General features: G+C 62.7%; 1 protein-coding gene. It reads left to right on the forward strand.

Going from position 1 to position 480, the window contains the following annotated elements; translation table 11 throughout:
* Positions 1 to 480, forward strand: a 480-nt coding sequence (locus U5771_RS35345) for a transposase (protein WP_322028205.1), incomplete at both ends; no start/stop codon positions are given.

Below are 480 nucleotides of genomic sequence, written 5' to 3' on the forward strand. Positions count from 1 at the left end.
CTTGAAGGCGACGTGGGCAGACGAATTCGAGCAATGGAACAAGCGGGACTTGTCGACGGCCCGCTGGGTCTACTGGTGGGCAGACGGAATCCACACGGGCGCGCGCAGCGAAGATTCCGACGGGCAATGTCTGCTGGTGATCATTGGCGTGAAACCGGATGGCAGCAAGGAACGGGTGGCGCTTGCCGACGGCTATCGTGAGTCGAAGGATTCGTGGGTCGAACTGCTTCTGGATTTGAAGGCCCGTGGTCTGCAAGCCGGCCCGCTGCTAGCCGTCGGTGATGGCGCGATGGGTCTTTGGGGGGCGCTCGAGGAAGTGTTCCCGCAGACGCGACACCAGCGCTGCTGGTTTCACAAGATCGGCAACGTGCTCAATGCCTTGCCGAAGTCGCAGCAGAGCAAGGCCAAGGCAGCGCTCACGGCTCGGCATGGCCTTCAAGCTCATCGAAGCAGCCGAGGAGTCGTGGCGCCGCATTCGCG

This window comes from Burkholderia sp. BCC1977, from assembly GCF_905339595.1.
Taxonomy (GTDB): Bacteria; Pseudomonadota; Gammaproteobacteria; order Burkholderiales; family Burkholderiaceae; genus Burkholderia.